Annotated in this window: 11 protein-coding genes and 1 tRNA gene; 7 read left to right on the top strand and 5 right to left on the bottom strand. The window is 44.7% G+C overall.

Translation table 11 applies throughout. The annotated features are described in order from the left end of the window. Positions 1–4: 4 nt before the first annotated feature. A complete protein-coding gene (gene nfo / locus E5354_RS12260) occupies positions 5–838 on the bottom strand; it encodes a deoxyribonuclease IV (protein WP_135947647.1) in 834 nt (277 codons plus the stop codon). An 11-nt stretch (positions 839–849) separates the two neighbouring features. Then, on the bottom strand, positions 850–1,734 hold the full coding sequence (gene dapA / locus E5354_RS12255; protein ID WP_135947646.1) for a 4-hydroxy-tetrahydrodipicolinate synthase: 885 nt from the start codon (positions 1,732–1,734) through the stop codon (positions 850–852). A gap of 206 nt (positions 1,735–1,940) precedes the next feature. Here dapA and trxA point away from each other — a divergent pair, with 206 nt between their 5' ends. From trxA to E5354_RS12235, 4 genes are all read left to right on the top strand, one after another. Next, entirely contained in the window at positions 1,941–2,237 is a 297-nt protein-coding gene (gene trxA, locus E5354_RS12250) for a thioredoxin (RefSeq protein ID WP_135947645.1), read from the top strand. A 209-nt stretch (positions 2,238–2,446) separates the two neighbouring features. After that, the gene (locus E5354_RS12245; protein WP_135947644.1) at positions 2,447–3,904 is read left to right on the top strand and encodes a bifunctional metallophosphatase/5'-nucleotidase; all 1,458 of its coding nucleotides are present in this window, start codon (positions 2,447–2,449) and stop codon (positions 3,902–3,904) included. A gap of 9 nt (positions 3,905–3,913) precedes the next feature. Next, entirely contained in the window at positions 3,914–6,886 is a 2,973-nt protein-coding gene (locus tag E5354_RS12240; protein WP_135947643.1) for a glycoside hydrolase family 3 N-terminal domain-containing protein, read from the top strand. 114 nt (positions 6,887–7,000) lie between these two features. Continuing rightward, a complete protein-coding gene (locus tag E5354_RS12235) occupies positions 7,001–8,335 on the top strand; it encodes an NADP-specific glutamate dehydrogenase (RefSeq protein ID WP_123397149.1) in 1,335 nt (444 codons plus the stop codon). Between the two features lie 105 nt (positions 8,336–8,440). On the opposite strand, the gene E5354_RS12230 is transcribed toward E5354_RS12235, so the two are convergent. Beyond that, positions 8,441–9,106, bottom strand: coding sequence for a nitroreductase family protein (locus tag E5354_RS12230; RefSeq protein WP_135947642.1), 666 nt, complete (start codon positions 9,104–9,106; stop codon positions 8,441–8,443). Between the two features lie 91 nt (positions 9,107–9,197). After that, positions 9,198–10,076 (bottom strand): OmpA family protein, encoded by an 879-nt coding sequence (locus tag E5354_RS12225; RefSeq protein WP_135947641.1) that lies wholly within the window; start codon positions 10,074–10,076, stop codon positions 9,198–9,200. 359 nt (positions 10,077–10,435) lie between these two features. On the opposite strand from E5354_RS12225, the gene E5354_RS12220 reads away from it, so the two are divergent. From E5354_RS12220 to E5354_RS12210, 3 genes are all read left to right on the top strand, one after another. Beyond that, positions 10,436–10,508 (top strand) — tRNA-Lys (locus E5354_RS12220). Positions 10,509–10,609: 101 nt separating this feature from the next. After that, complete coding sequence (locus E5354_RS12215) at positions 10,610–11,821, top strand: site-specific integrase (RefSeq protein ID WP_135947640.1); 1,212 nt, start codon at positions 10,610–10,612, stop codon at positions 11,819–11,821. Positions 11,822–11,895: 74 nt separating this feature from the next. Then, positions 11,896–14,088, top strand: coding sequence for a hypothetical protein (locus E5354_RS12210; protein WP_135947639.1), 2,193 nt, complete (start codon positions 11,896–11,898; stop codon positions 14,086–14,088). 520 nt (positions 14,089–14,608) lie between these two features. On the opposite strand, the gene E5354_RS12205 is transcribed toward E5354_RS12210, so the two are convergent. After that, positions 14,609–15,544, bottom strand: a complete 936-nt coding sequence (locus E5354_RS12205; protein WP_135947638.1) for a sce7725 family protein — start codon at positions 15,542–15,544, stop codon at positions 14,609–14,611. Position 15,545: the final 1 nt, after the last annotated feature.

Genomic DNA, 15,545 nt, shown 5'->3' with positions numbered 1-15,545 from the left:
TTTATCAGCAGAAAGAGCGGAGCAGGGCTATCTCTTCGGGCCAGATTGATTCATCGGGTGTTTCGAGGATGAGGGGCATGTTGTCAAATCGCGGGTCGGCCATGAGCCGTTTGAAAAAATCTATGCCGATGCATCCTTTGCCTATGGACTCGTGACGGTCGACACGGCTTCCGAGCGGCTTCTTGGAGTCGTTGAGGTGGAATGCCCTCAGATAGCTGAAACCCACGATGTTGTCAAATTCGTTGAAAGTTTCATCATAGTGGTCGGCGAGGTCGTATCCTGCCGCGAATGCGTGACAGGTGTCGATGCACACACCTACGCGGCTCTTGTCGTCGACGCGGTCGATTATGTAGCGCAGATGTTCAAACCGGTTTCCGATGTTGCTGCCTTGTCCGGCAGTGTTTTCAATCACGGCTGTCACACCCGATGTTTGGCCAAGCGCGATATTGATTGATTCGGCCACACGGTCGAGGCACTCTTCAACGGTTATTTTATTGAGATGGCTTCCTGGATGGAAATTCAGCAACTGCAGGCCGAGTTGCTCGCAGCGTTTCATCTCGTCGATGAATGCGTCACGGCTCTTGGCAATTGCTTCCGGGTCGGGATGTCCGAGATTTATGAGGTAGCTGTCGTGGGGCAATATGTAGCGTGTATCAAGTCCGCTCTCTTTCACGCGGCCTTTAAACAGGTTGATACTGTCGACGGTCAAAGCCTTAGCCACCCATTGCCTTTGATTTTTGGTAAACAAAGCAAATGCGTCAGCGCCGATGCCGACTGCATTGATCGGTGCGTTCTCAACGCCTCCGCCGGCCGATACATGTGCTCCTATGCGTTTCATATTTATCGAAATCAGCCAAGGCTTTCAAGCACCTTGCGTATCTTTTCGTAAGTGGTGATGCGTGTAGGCACGAGTGGGAGTCGAAGTTCGTTTTCGATGAATCCCATGGCATGCAGTAGGCATTTTACTCCTGCCGGATTTCCGTCGACAAACAGCAGGCTGAACAGTTCGGTGAATCGGTGATGAATAGTGAGGGCGCGTGCATAATCACCTTGAAGCGCAAGTCGCACCATGCGTGAAAATTCACGGGGAAATGCATTGCCGATAACCGAGATAACGCCTACGGCTCCCAGTGTTATGAGCGGGAATGTGATGCCGTCGTCGCCCGAGATTACCATGAAGTCGTCGCGCTTGTTCTTTATGATGTCGTCCATTTGCGATATGTTGCCCGACGCTTCCTTTACTCCTATTATATTGTCAAACTCAGCTGCAAGTCGCAGTGTGGTTTCGGCAGTCATGTTTACGCCTGTGCGCCCGGGTACATTATATAATATGACAGGAATAGGCGAAGCTTTTGCTATCTCACGGTAGTGCTGGTATATTCCTTCCTGTGACGGCTTGTTGTAGTAGGGCACTACCGAAAGCACGGCGCTGAATGTCGATAGGTCGGTTGTGCGCAGTTCTTCCACAAGCGCCATTGTGTTGTTGCCTCCGATTCCAATGACGAGCGGCACTCTACCGGCTACGCGTTCAACGACGAAGTCACGCACCCGATGTTTTTCGTCGGGCGTGAGAGTTGCGGTTTCGGCTGTCGTCCCCAGAACCACGAGGTAGTCGACGCCGCTTTTTATCTGATATTCGAGCAAGCGGGCAAGAGCGTCGAAGTCAATCGACTTGTCTTGCTTGAAAGGGGTGACAAGAGCCACACCCATGCCTTTTAGATTAATTCGGGCCATAGCGTATCGATAGATGCTGTTTTTGCGGTACAAAGTTAGGCATATTCGATATTTTTCACAACACCTGCCGATAAAAATCATTGAACAGGGCTAAAAATATTCGGATTGTGAGGTGAGGCATCGGTCAGAGATTATAAAATTAAGCATCGTCCAAGAACTTAACGAGCCTTTTATATGTTATATCAACGTAATTAAAACTTACTGTTATGAGCGAATTTATTGATATTATCAAAGATAGCAAGCCGACATTGGTCGACTTCTTTGCTACATGGTGTGGCCCTTGTAAAATGATGCATCCTATTCTTGAGCAGTTGAAGGATAAACTTGGCGACTCGGTGACCATAGTCAAGATTGATGTCGACAAGAATCAGGCTCTCGCCCAGGAATACCGGGTTATGTCGGTTCCTACGCTCATCATCTTCAAAGACGGAGAGGTGAAGTGGAGAGCCGCAGGAGTACACACGGCCGCCGACCTTGAGGAAAAGCTTAAGGAGATGGCGTGATTCAAGCTGATTTCTAACCTAATGAATGCACTATTCAATACGATTCACTATTTACCTTCTTGATTTAATATTTGGTTTTTTGGAATTTTTCATCGGCCCTGTTTCTACATTGAAGCAGGGCCGATTCTGTATTATTATGTTACGGTTTGATTTGTATATTATGGCTTATTTGGCTATCTTCGTAGTTATAAATTACATTTGAATAAAATATGATACTTGAAAGATTGCTATTATGCGGCGTATTGATGGCGGGTGGCATTGCTGTCGATGCCGAGGAGCTTGTAATACTCCACACCAACGACACGCATAGCCAGATTGAGCCTAACGACCGTGACCTTGGAGGCATACTGCGCCGAAAGGTGCTTGTCGACAGCGTGAGAGCCGTTCATGACAACGTGTTGCTCATCGATGCCGGCGATGCCGTGCAGGGTACGCTCTATTTCACCCTATATGGCGGCGAAGTCGAGCGTAAAATGATGAATGCTCTCGGATATGACATACAGATATTGGGCAACCATGAGTTTGACAACGGCATGGAGGCTCTTGCCGAGCAGTGGCGCGGCGTGAATGCCGAGAAGCTGTCGACCAATTACGACATGCGCGGCACTCCGCTTGATACACTTTTTGCTCCATATACGATAAAGCGGTATGGCAACAGTTTGATAGGCGTGATTGCGCTGAATCTCGACCCCAAAGGAATGATAGCCGACAAGAACTCCGAGGGAATCGTGTATCTCGATGCCATTGAAGCTGCCAATGCCACGGCGTGGCACCTTAAGCACAACGAGCATGTCGACGGGGTTATTGCGGTGACACATATAGGATATGACACAAGCAATCCGCCCACGCCGAGCGATATCGACCTTGCGGCCGCTTCAAAGAATATCAACCTTATAATAGGAGGACATTCTCACACAGCAATCGACCCGAAGTCGCCGAAATCTCCGGCCTTTCATGTGGTCAATGCCGTGGGCGACACCGTGCTTGTGACACAGACCGGAAGCCGCGGACAGTATCTCGGTGAGATTGTCGTAGACCTGCCCTCGATGAAGAGCGACTATCGGCTCCTGACTGTGGACCGTCGCCTTGACGACCGCATAGACCGTGATGCCGCATCGATACTTGAGCCATACAAGGCCGGTGTGGAGCGCCTGATGGGAGAGCGCATAGGACGACTTGACAAGGAGATGTCGTCGAGCAGCGACCTGTTGCTTAACTGGGTGGCCGATGTGATGCTGGAGATGGGCGGCCGATTGTCGCCTGACAGCAATGTGGATCTGTCGATAGTCAATAAAGGCGGAATACGACGCGGACTTCCGAAGGGTGACATCACTATGGGGCAGATAATGACGATGCTGCCATTTGACAATCATCTGGTGCTGCTTGAGTTGGAAGGAAGCGACCTGATTGGCGCGTTCAAGGTGATGGAACATCGCGGTGGCGACGGCGTGAGCGCAGGTTTTGATTGGCGTAACATCGATCCGGAACGCCTCTATCGAGTGGTGACAATAGACTATCTTGCCAACGGTGGCGACTACATGGAGCCGCTGACTCATGGAAAAATCACAGCCCGCAGCGATGAAAAGCTTGACGAGGTGATGATAAAATATATCGTTGAAAAGAAAAACAAGACAATAAAATACAATGACAACAAGCCGCGAATGTAACGGTTTTTTATGGATGAGATTATGAAGAGAGTGCTTATAATAATGTCGTTGCTTGTGGCAACGGCTTTTCATGTAGGTGCGGTGCAGCCCAAACTGTTGTCGCACAGCAAAGGCGGCGATCGCGATGCATGGGTTGACTCGGTATTTAGTTCGCTGACAATGGAACAGCGTGTCGGACAGCTTGTAGTGCCTGTGGTCGACCCGACGCACATCGCCACCGCCAAACAGGTGATATACCGTTATGTAAAGACCGAAGGGGTGGGCGGCTTGCTGTTCAGCAAAGGAAGCATAGACCAATATGCAACGTTGATCGACTACGCGCAATCGATAGCCAAAGTGCCCTTGATGATAACACTTGACGGAGAGTGGGGGCTGTCGATGAGAATTCCGGGAACTACGCGCTTTCCTTATAATATGGGACTTGGTGCCATTGCCGATGAGAATCTGCTCTATGACTACGGTCGTGAAGTGGCTCGTCAGTGCAAACTGATGGGCATAACGGTCAATTTCGCCCCTGTGCTTGATGTGAATTCCAATCCCGATAATCCTGTTATAGGCTATCGGTCGTTTGGTGAGGATGCCGACCGTGTGGCACGACTCGGAATCGCTTATTCGCGTGGCCTTGAGGATGGAGGTGTAATGTCGGTGTCGAAGCATTTCCCCGGACATGGCGACACTTCGGTCGACTCGCATAAGTCGATGCCTACAATTGACCACAGTGCCGAGGTGATGCGCGATGTCGACCTCATGCCGTTCCGCCGTTACATCGATGACGGATTATCGGGCGTTATGGTTGGACACCTTAACGTGCCGTCGCTCGACTCCACGGGCGTGCCTGCATCGATGTCACATCGCATAATCACCGATTTGCTGAAAAACGACATGGGATTCCGCGGCATGGTGTTTACCGATGCACTTGCCATGAAAGGGGCCATAGTGGGCGAGAATAATTGCGTGGCGGCATTGATGGCGGGTGCCGATGTGCTGCTCTCACCGTCGTCGGTCAAGGGTGACATTGCAGCGGTTTTGGCGGCGGTAAAGTCGGGCAAGATATCGGAAAGCTCAATCAATGAGCGTTGTCGCAAGATGCTCGAATATAAATATGCGCTTGGACTTTCGGTCGGTCACAAGGCTGTAAGCAGCGCTTCGTTGAAGGGCAAGCTAAACTCGCCTGAGGCCGATGCTGTAAATCGCAAGCTCGTGTCGGCCATGATAGCGTGTGTACGCAATGACGATGACTTGCTTCCCGTGCGTGACATTGAGCGTAAATCAATAGCCGTTGTAAATATAGGAGAGGGCAAAGGCAATACGTTTGCTCAGTATTGTGGAAAGTATGCCGATGTCGATGCTTACGGAACAACTACAGCATTTACTGCGGCTCAGATTGCATCAATGGAGAAGCATGACATAGTCATTGCGGCTGTATATAACGACAAGTCGGCCTCGGTTAATGCGCTTAAGCAGCTCAAAGGTTGTTCAGGATTGGTGACGGTGTTCTTTATGAACCCCTACAAGATGTCGAAATTTGCACCGCTTGGCAGTAAAGCGGTGTTGCTTGTAGGTGAAAACGGTGAACTTGCACAGGAATACGGAGCGCAGGCGGTGTTTGGAGGCATTCGCGTAAATGGTTCTCTACCTGTGAATGTAAAGGGCATTGCGTCGTTGGGAGCATGTGTGGGGCTTGTCAAGACGTGTCTTGGCTACACCTCGCCGGCCGCTATGGGGTTTGACTCATCGCTTGGCAAGCGTGTCGATTCGCTCGTGAATGTGGGATTGCGTACAGGTGCATTCCCCGGATGCCAGGTGCTTGTGGCAAAGGGTGGTAATGTAATAATCGACCGTAGTTACGGATATGTGGATGCCGCAAAGACTCGTAGAGTCAATGACTCGACCATGTATGACATAGCATCGGTGAGCAAGGTTGCCGGAACATTGCCCGGTCTGATGCTCGCCTACGACGAAGGGCTTTATAAACTTGACGATCCGGTATCGAAATATGTAGAAGGACTTAAATCTGGCGATAAAAGTGATATAACCATACGGCAGATGCTGCTACATGAAAGCGGATTGCCAGCATCATTGAGTATCCCCGGAATTGTAATGGATACGGCGACTTATAAGGGACGGCTGATTGCTTATCGCCAGCGGGGAGCCAATACAATAAAAATATCGCGAGGTGTCTATGGAAACAACACGGCTCGAATGCGCAAGGACATCACTTCTGCTTCGGAAAGCAAGGATTTTCCGATGAAGATAGGGCAGGGTGTGTATGTGGGTGCGGCTACTCGTGATACTCTTATGCAGCGAATTTTCGACTCAAAGCTCCGTCAATCCAAAAACTACCTTTATTCCGACCTTAATTTCGCCTTGCTCATGGCAATGGAAGAGAAGGTGACGGGTAAGAAACATGATGAGTTTGTGGAGAAGAGGGTTTATGGCCCGATAGGGGCAACACGCACCTGCTATGTCCCACTTGCCAAGAATCACAAGGCATCGGAAATCGCGCCTACCGAAAAGGATAATTTTTTGCGTCGCCAAACGGTTCACGGCTATGTGCATGATGAACTTGCTGCTTTTTCGGGTGGAGTACAGGGAAATGCAGGATTGTTCTCAACGGCAAATGACCTTGGAAAACTGTGTCAGATGTGGCTTAATGGCGGTAGTTACGGCGGCCGACAGATAATGTCGCCTTCAACTGTTAAGCTTTTTACAACTACAAAAAGCAATAAGTCACGCCGTTGGCTGGGATTTGACGGTCCCGACACAAAAAACGAGGACAAGACTCCGACGGCACCACTGGCTTCGCCTTCTACTTATGGGCACATTGGATTTACCGGAACTTGCTTCTGGGTTGATCCAGATAATGAACTTATATACGTGTTTCTTTGCAACCGTGTCAATCCATCACGCGACAACAGTGCGTTTACTCGCCTGAACATACGTCCGGCTATAATGAACGCCGTATACGAAGCCATGAAATAGCTAATTGCGACAAAAACGCATAAAAAAGTTGAAAAATGTTAGGAAAATAGTGAATATTGTATTACCTTTGTCGCAATAATTAAGAATTATCTACAATTATAACAAGAAAGTTACATGAAAGCAACTGAAGTATTGGACGACCTGAAGCGTCGCTTTCCCAATGAACCTGAATATCTTCAGGCGGTAGAAGAAGTAATCACAACAATCGAGGATGCATACAACGAGCATCCCGAATTTGACCGCTACAATCTGATTGAGCGTCTATGCATTCCCGACCGTATTTTCTCATTCCGTGTATCTTGGGTTGATGATAAGGGAAAAGTGCAAAATAATATGGGATATCGTATTCAGCATAATAACGCTATCGGCCCGTATAAGGGAGGTATACGCTTCCACTCATCGGTAAATCAGTCGATTCTTAAGTTTCTTGCTTTTGAACAGACTTTCAAGAACTCGCTTACTACGCTCGCTATGGGTGGCGGTAAAGGAGGTTCCGACTTCTCGCCTCGCGGAAAGAGCGACATGGAGGTTATGCGCTTCTGCCAGGCCTTCATCGAAGAGCTTTGGCGTCATATCGGTCCTGACACCGATGTGCCTGCCGGTGACATAGGTGTAGGCGGTCGTGAAGTAGGTTACATGTATGGTATGTATAAGAAGATGTCGCGTGAGTTTACCGGAACATTCACCGGCAAGGGCCTTGAATTTGGCGGCTCTCTTATCCGTCCCGAGGCAACCGGTTACGGTAACGTTTACTTCCTGCTTAACATGCTTGCTACACGCGGCATCGATATTAAGGATAAGGTAGTGGCAATATCGGGTTCGGGCAACGTGGCCACCTATACAGCCAAGAAGCTTCTTGAACTTGGTGCTAAGGTTGTGACAATGAGCGACTCTGACGGTTGCATCTACGTTCCCGAAGGATTGACCAAAGAGCAGCTTGACTATATATTCAAACTGAAGAATGAATATCGCGGTCGTATCCGTGAATTTGCCGAAGAATACGGTTGCGAATATGTTGAAGGCGGTCGTCCCTGGGTTTACAAGTGTGACATTGCAATGCCGTCGGCAACTCAGAACGAGCTTGATGGTGATGATGCACGCACACTTCTTGCCAACGGCTGTATAGCAGTGAGCGAAGGTGCAAACATGCCTTCTACCCCCGAGGCTATCAAGGAGTTCTTGAAAGCAAGAATTCTCTATGCTCCCGGAAAGGCTGCCAACGCAGGTGGTGTATCGGTATCGGGTCTTGAGATGGCTCAGAATTCACAGAAGCTGTCATGGAGCTCCGAGGAGGTTGACGAAAAGCTTAAGGGCATCATGGCTAATATCCATGGCCAGTGTGAGAAATACGGCAAGGAACCTGACGGATATGTTAACTATGTGAAGGGTGCCAACGTTGCCGGATTCATGAAGGTGGCACGTGCTATGATGGCACAGGGTATCCTCTAAAATAAGGTAACAACATTCTATACTCAATATCCTGAACAACGGGGTTGCATCAACCGATGCAACCCCGTTGTTTTTATGATTCCTATTGAATGCCTCGACTGATGTTTATTGCCAATCGATGGGTATGCCGGCTCCCAATTCAAAGTGACAGCAAGCGATGCCAAGGTCCATTTTGGTGAAAAATCCGATGCCGCGCGATGCCTTGACGCGGTTGTCGTCAAGCCATTGGAAACGGAACTTCTGTTGATTCAAGGCCGTGGGCGCAAGGAGTGCATAATCGACTCCGCGTTTGAACCAGTCGGGTGCCGTGGCGTAGTCGTCGCTTATCTGTTGTGGTGCCTTTATGCGATGGGCGGTTCCCGATTCGGCTCCATGTCCTATGGCTATCAAGGCGTATAATTTGTTGCCGTCAGGAATGTCTATGGGTGTATTTTTCTTGCTGAACGATAGGCCTACCCAACAGGTGTTGAGTCCTGCTTTCTGAGCTTCGAGTACTATTTTTTCACCGTAATATCCGAGTTTGGCTTCGGTGTCGTTGCTTTTAGGCCCTGTTAACGCTATGTAATTGGTGACATTGCGAAATTTGCCGTAGTGAGCCATAAGTGACCGTCCGAATGCGTTTGGCTCATTGACAACAAGTTGCATGTTTAATGAGCCTTCGGCATTGTATCGTCTGATTTGACTGTCAAGCATGACAACTTCATCGGCCGACAAAGGCTGTAGCGTATAGGTGCGTACTGAATGTCTTGATTTTATTATATCGTAATCCATCGAGGCGTTATTGTAGTATTATATCGGATATAACGAAAATCCGCCGGTAATTATTGCCGACGGACTCTCTTGTTATGCAAATCGTGTGAGCTTACTTTGTAGTATCATCTGTAGATTCATGCTCTGGAGCCTGATCTATTAGGTCGAGGAACTGGTCGAGCTTGGGCGTGATGATTATTTCGGTACGCCGGTTTCTCTGGCGGCCCGTATCGGTTGAATTGTCGGCAATGGGGTTGTATTCTCCGCGTCCGGCAGCTGACAGTCGTGAAGGATTTACACCGAATTTTGTCTGTAGAACCTGTACGACCGATGACGCACGAAGGGCGCTGAGATCCCAGTTGTTGCGAATGTTTGTACGCGATATGGGTACATTGTCGGTGTTGCCTTCAACCAGTACATCGTAGTCACGGTAATCCTTGATAATCTTTGCGATTTTGCTAAGAGTTTCCATCGCTTTTTCGTTTATCTGATAGCTTCCCGATTTGAAAAGCATATTGTCGGCGAGCGATATGTACACGACTCCTTTCAATACCTTTATGTCGACATCCTGCAATTCATCACGACTCAGTGAACGGGTCAGATTGTTGGTGAGCACCATGTTGAGTGAGTCGGATTTAGATTTAGCTTCGACAAGCTGCTTGATGTATTTGTTGGAAGCATTGATTTCATCGACAAGTTTCGAGATGTTTACGCTTCCCTGTGCGCTTTGCTTAAGACTTTGGTCGAGAGAACCTTGCAAGGCTGCATAATCATCCTTGAGCTCTTGATTGCGTTTTCGGGCCTCGGCAAGCATTGTTTCGAGGCTCTTGTTATTGGCGCGGCTTTCGGCAAGGGCCATTTGGGTGGCGTTGTATTCCTTGTTTAGCGCGTCATACTCTCCCTGTAGTGAAGAATACTTCTTATTGCTTACACAACTTGTAAGGGTAATGGCAGAAGCCGCTATGGCTATGATTAATCCGCGTGATTTCATTGTTTCTGAAAATTTAATTAATAAACTCGTAATTATTAACAACCGGCACTGTATTTCGGTTCTATTAAAGGGTGGGGCATAGGGCGGCCCGTTGGCCGATTTGCTGAATTGGGCAAGGTGTCGGCATGAAGGTTATGACTCGTGGCAGCCTGTAATTATGACAAATGAATTCTTGTAATTATTACTCGGACAATCTGTAATTATAGAGCATGACCATCTGTAATTGGGAAATGAATTATTTTGTGTATTGTTAAAATATTTCATGATAGTGATTTATAGCGGATCGGCCAAAATGAATGAACAAAAATTTGCATAGTACAAAAAAAGTAGCTACCTTTGCAACGCTTTTAGAAAGCACTGATTCGCTAGCTCAGCTGGTAGAGCACAACACTTTTAATGTTGGGGTCCTGGGTTCGAGCCCCAGGCGGATCACTAAAAATCAAGCAGTTAGATGAAAGTCTGACTGCTTTTTTCTTTGTAAAAACACTGTATTTTGACCATTTGTGTAAACCAAGGTGTAAACCGTAAACCAAATGGATGCAACAGTTAAAGTGTTGTGCTACAAGTCAAAGACTTTAGCAAACGGAGAACACCCACTGATGGTGTGTATCTGTAAGGACAGAAAGAGAAAGTACCAGAGTCTTGGAATATCCATCCACCCTACTCACTGGGACTTCAAAAAGAACGAGCCTAATGAGTTATGTCCTAACAGAGATGAAATAAGATTACTGATACAGCAGAAGCTCTATGACCTGCAAAAGACTATTCTTAGCAAGAGAATTGAGGGAAAGGATTTTACTGCCTCCTCTCTATTTAAGCCCAAGGGCGGCTCTCTCAGTCTACACAATAATGTTGGAGAGTGTTTCAATTATTATGTGAGAATACTGAAAGAGCAAGACAGACTAAGGTATGCAGGAATGTATGAAGTCAGCCTAAACTCATTCATCAAGTATGCTGGAAGCCTTGACATTCCTTTTAGTGATGTAGATGTGGTGTGGCTAAAGAAGTATGAAGCTTGGATGCTAAAACAAGGATTGGCTATTAATACAATAGGAACGAGAATAAGGCATCTTAGGGCTGTTTTCAATATGGCTATAGAACACCATGTCATAGACGAGGAGTGCTATCCTTTCCATGCTTACAAAGTATCCAAGTTGTCTCAATATCCACCCAAGAGAGCAATGAGTAAGGCTGACATTCAAAGAGTGATTGATTACAAAGGTAAAACAGATATAGAAAGTCTAGCTATAGCATTGTTTACCTTTTCATACTTCACAGCTGGCATTAACTTCATAGATATAGCTATGCTGAAGCATGATAATATCATAGATGGCAACCTGTGTTACCAGAGAGCCAAGACAAAGAAACAGATAGTGATTCCACTTCAAGAAGAATCAAAGAGAATTATATCCAATTATTCTGCTGATTCTGCAAACAGGTCAGGCTATCTATTTCCTATTCTGTCAGAGTTCCACAAGAGTGAAGCACAAGTAGCCAATAGGTTACATAAGGTGCTTGCTAAGGTAAACAAAGCCCTGAAGTTGATTGGTCAAGAGTTAGGTCTGCCAATCAAACTAACAACATATGTAGCCCGTCACTCTTTTGCCACAGTCCTGAAGAGAGCTGGAGTTTCTACATCTATTATATCAGAGTCTTTAGGGCATAGTTCAGAGAAAATCACCCAGATTTACCTTGATAGCTTTGAGAATTCTCAGATAGACGAGGCATTTTCTCATCTGAAATGACTAATTTTGCAACGCCAACTTTCATTTATATAAGAAAATAATCGGAGTTGGCGTTGCATTTAACCCTTTCAGCCATGAAGAAACCAAAACACTATATCAATCAGCCTGAATACCTTATTCCTTATGGGCATTGGGTATCTGTGGACTTACGTCCGGAAGGAGAAATTTTCCCATCTGAATTGAATGATGCTTTGTTAATTGATGAGGCATATAATAGTGGTGTAACTTTTAAGCATAGTAGAATCACATCAGATGGTTATGCTGTAAGTGTGATGGATATGACTATTCCTCATGGATTAAAGCTGGGAGAAGTCTTCGACAGAGTACCGTATGGCATAATCAACAAGACAATCACTGGTCTTGGAGCAACTACATTAGAGCTGATGACTCCTAAAAGAAACTCTATCATAGTTGTACCTACTAAGACTTTGGCATACAGTAAGGTTCTAACAGCAAATAAAGCTAAAGGAGATAATTATGCAATGTATGTCGGTAGTCCCATTGGTGAAGTGAAATCAAATATCAATTTGACCAGTGTAAGAGATTATGTTAGAGCCAAGAGAAGTGATGATGTAAATAAATTTGTAGTGGTTGCAGATAGTCTTCCAATGCTGTTGAATTACCTGTCTCAACTTGATATTGATGTCTATTCTGACTACTTTCTAATGGTCGATGAAATAGACACCCTTCAATCAGATAGTTCATATAGACCGAGACTTGAAGCGGTTATAGACCACTATTTTAAGTTTGATTTCAATAATAGAGCTGTTGTATCTGCAACTATAATCCCATTCTCCAATCCATTGTTTGCACAAGAACCATACTTGAAGATTGTATGGGATAAAAAGCCTGTAAGAAAAATACATCTGCTATATACCAACTATGCTGAACATGCAGCTATTAATGAGATAAATAACCTTCTTCAAATAACTCAGGATAAGATTCTTGTAGCATATAATTCACTTGATGGTATTTTCAATATAATAGACCAATTGGATATACCTAAAAAAGAGTGTGGAATATTATGCAGTGAGAGAAGCTCTGATAAAGTCACATACTATAAGGATGATTCTGAGGGAGCAATAGATAAGGATGGAAATCTTTTGAAGAAGGTTACCTTTATGACCTGTGCATATTTTGCCGGAATAGACATTCAAGACAGGTGTCACCTTATAATAATCTCATCCAAGAATACTGCTTATACATATTTGTCTGTAAACAAAATGACACAAATAGCAGGTAGAGGGAGGAATGGTAATATATCGGAAACCATCATATATGATATTCCAGCAAAGAAAGAATATGACAGGTTTGGCAATATAGAAGAGTATAGAGACTCCATATTGAGCCGGGCAACAAAGTATATCACATTTCTTAATGCTGCTCAAGAAATGATAGCAGAAGATAAGGATTTGGAGCCGATGGAATATTTTATCAAATCATATATGAGTTACATATCCAAGTCTAAACCTACTGTATATGACTATCCGTTAACTATCATAAGGCAGGACTCTATATCCAACAAGTTTGTCCCAGCATACTTTAACATAGACTCTCTATTGGAGAAGTGGACATTGAGGCATACATTGTATACCTCTCAATCGGAACTTGAAAAAGCACTAAAAGAAGATGGACAAGAGGTTATAACAATGTCTCCATTCCTATTACAGAAAGAGGAACATATCAAATTAGATAATGAGACCCGCAAGAAAGCAGATAAGATAAGGAAAGAAAAAGAACTTGAAAACCTTAAACAATCTTTGTTAGAGTGGCATAATAGTCATGGTAATGAGTATGCTCTTGAAGCTATATCCTCTAAAGTAAATAAAAAACTGAATGACACGATAGTAAAAGCATTTAAGCTCTTGCACTTATGCTATCCTGCCGAGGAACTGTTAGATATTCTTTTGGAGGGGTCAAAGAATGTTAAGATTTTTAGAAACATATATAATGCTGCGGTGTTTCATGCACTTCCACTTGATGACACCTTCAAGGCTAAGGTTATTCTAAAATTTGGGTGTAATCCGACAACAGGCAAGAGTGAATGTTATATTGATTATGCTCAAAGACAAAATCTCATTGCCGAATGTTGGATTGAGTCATTTATGGTTCACCCCAAGACTCTTGAGAATAACTTATCTGAATTAGCTACGTCATTCTTAAAGTTCAAGACCAGCAAAAGCAAATATTGCCCAAATGGATTCAACCCAAAAGAATTGCCAACTCCAATACCCAATGGATTTGCACGACCAGCCGGAGTTTTATGAGCAGGTGGACACCCCATTTGGCTAGGTGTCAATTTATCAGTTCCATCTGGGACAATCCGCGCTCTGTATAAAAGTTTATGCTTCGCTAATATGTCATTAGGTTGAATAAAACTGCCCCATTCAAAATATGTAATGTCAGTAAAAAATCTAGATTTAGTAGTGACATCTTCTTTTAGCTTATCCCAAACCTTAGTACATTCTAAAATCTCATCAATGTATCTTACTTTGTCACGAGCTCCATATTTAATGATTCCAAATTCATAGAGGTCATTAAGAATCTGCTTCGCACATTTTTCTGATGAAAAAATATTCCATTGAGAATTTAATGCTTCGATTAAGTCAGTTGAACTGCCTTCGTCTTTACAATAAAGTCCCGTAAATTCTATAAAGAAATCGTAAAGCTCGCTTAAGTCAATGACACAATCATCATTTTCACAACAATCGCAATGCGCTATTTCCGATGAAGAAGATATTATAAAATTTTTTATTTCCTCATCGTTAAAACAATTGGAACAGACCTTCATTTTTGCTGCGTAAGATAATTCTCGATAAGTTCTAAATGGTTCTTTATTGAAAGTTTCTTTAGAACTCCCAATCCGGGATAACGACTAGCATCTAATATCGCTATCAATTCTGAACTGGCCTGCGTACCCTGTATTTCGGAATAAAACGTTTTTAATTTAGTTGCCGCTTCATAGAATTTACCGGGAATATTCGTGTTGTCACTATTGTGGTCTGACACAAAATGTCTTACGAATATTTCGTCTTCATTCTTTTGATATGTCATATGAATGGCCACAGCATAAGGCAACATTCCACTCTCTTTAAAAGAACTTGGTAATGTTACATAGTCTGCGAACCCCTTATATCCGTCTTCACTATAATACCTGTGCTCCTCAGTGAATTTTTCTTCTGGTATATTTAGATAATCGGCATTTCTTGGCTGTTCATGAAATTGATCATCAAGTCTGATCAGCTCTTTCCCGGACTTTGCAAGCAGTCGTCTATTGCGACGATCTCCCTCTATGTTAGCCACAACATATTTAACCGAATTATTCCTCAGGAGTTGATTCACATCCTCTTTGGAAAGATCGATAGAGTCTTGAAAAATAATCATAACATCATTAAGCGAATTAGTAGCAATATAAGTTTCGATATAACTACCTGTCCCGCTGTAGATAAATGCAGGAATCCAGCCTACCAGTTCTTTAAGGGAGGGAAGATTTGCCATAATGTCTTGATTCTCTCGCTTAAAATCGCCATCGCTTGGGTTAAGCACCAATGCAAAACTAATATTTTTGCCAGACAAAGCATCAATAGCTGCCTTCAGCCCATTAAACGAACTTTTCACAGGCTCTATAATGGGACATACATGAGAGGGCGTTGGAGTCTCTTTTGAAAACTCTCTCAAAGCGATTAGCTCGAACTGCTTACCCCTTAGATATGGATAATACATA

The organism is Muribaculum sp. NM65_B17, from assembly GCF_004793735.1.
GTDB classification, from domain to species: Bacteria; Bacteroidota; Bacteroidia; order Bacteroidales; family Muribaculaceae; genus Muribaculum; species Muribaculum gordoncarteri.
The sequence above is the reverse complement of the archived record's forward strand: the minus strand, read 5'-3'. Positions and strand labels throughout refer to the sequence as shown.

What these genes read in the sequence shown, in the direction of transcription:
- nfo (WP_135947647.1), bottom strand. Translation starts at nt 838, where the DNA reads ATGAAACGCATAGGAGCACATGTATCGGCCGGCGGAGGCGTTGAGAAC.
- dapA (WP_135947646.1), bottom strand. Translation starts at nt 1,734, where the DNA reads ATGGCCCGAATTAATCTAAAAGGCATGGGTGTGGCTCTTGTCACCCCT.
- trxA (WP_135947645.1), top strand. Translation starts at nt 1,941, where the DNA reads ATGAGCGAATTTATTGATATTATCAAAGATAGCAAGCCGACATTGGTC.
- E5354_RS12245 (WP_135947644.1), top strand. Translation starts at nt 2,447, where the DNA reads ATGATACTTGAAAGATTGCTATTATGCGGCGTATTGATGGCGGGTGGC.
- E5354_RS12240 (WP_135947643.1), top strand. Translation starts at nt 3,914, where the DNA reads ATGGATGAGATTATGAAGAGAGTGCTTATAATAATGTCGTTGCTTGTG.
- E5354_RS12235 (WP_123397149.1), top strand. Translation starts at nt 7,001, where the DNA reads ATGAAAGCAACTGAAGTATTGGACGACCTGAAGCGTCGCTTTCCCAAT.
- E5354_RS12230 (WP_135947642.1), bottom strand. Translation starts at nt 9,106, where the DNA reads ATGGATTACGATATAATAAAATCAAGACATTCAGTACGCACCTATACG.
- E5354_RS12225 (WP_135947641.1), bottom strand. Translation starts at nt 10,076, where the DNA reads ATGAAATCACGCGGATTAATCATAGCCATAGCGGCTTCTGCCATTACC.
- E5354_RS12215 (WP_135947640.1), top strand. Translation starts at nt 10,610, where the DNA reads ATGGATGCAACAGTTAAAGTGTTGTGCTACAAGTCAAAGACTTTAGCA.
- E5354_RS12210 (WP_135947639.1), top strand. Translation starts at nt 11,896, where the DNA reads ATGAAGAAACCAAAACACTATATCAATCAGCCTGAATACCTTATTCCT.
- E5354_RS12205 (WP_135947638.1), bottom strand. Translation starts at nt 15,544, where the DNA reads ATGTATTATCCATATCTAAGGGGTAAGCAGTTCGAGCTAATCGCTTTG.